The organism is Burkholderia sp. A9 (assembly GCF_000801975.1).
Map to the genome: position 1 here is coordinate 1 of NZ_JSZN01000043.1, position 515 is coordinate 515.

Below are 515 nucleotides of genomic sequence, written 5' to 3' on the forward strand. Positions count from 1 at the left end.
GCCGCGCACGAACAGCTCGATCTGCGCGAGCGTCTGGTTCGCGAACGAGTTCGACATCACGAACGACGGGTGGCCGGTCGCGCAACCGAGGTTCACGAGGCGGCCTTCGGCCAGCAGGATCACGCGCTTGCCGTCCGGGAAGATGATGTGGTCGACCTGCGGCTTGATGTTTTCCCACTGGTACTGACGGGTCGACGCGACGTCGATTTCCGAGTCGAAGTGACCGATGTTGCAGACGATCGCGTTGTGGCGCATCGCCTTCATGTGATCGTGGTTGATCACGTGGTAGTTGCCGGTCGCCGTCACGAAGATGTCGGCCTTGTCGGCCGCGTATTCCATCGTCACGACGCGGTAGCCTTCCATCGCCGCCTGCAGTGCGCAGATCGGATCGATTTCGGTAACCCACACGGTCGCGCCCAGGCCGCGCAGCGATTGCGCGCAACCCTTGCCCACATCGCCGTAGCCCGCGACGACCGCGACCTTGCCCGCGATCATCACGTCGGTCGCGCGCTTGA

The 515-nt window shown here is 63.9% G+C and carries 1 protein-coding gene; it reads right to left on the reverse strand.

Going from position 1 to position 515, the window contains the following annotated elements; translation table 11 throughout:
* The coding region (locus PI86_RS15125) for an adenosylhomocysteinase (protein ID WP_039324080.1) at positions 1-515 on the reverse strand (515 nt) is incomplete at both ends.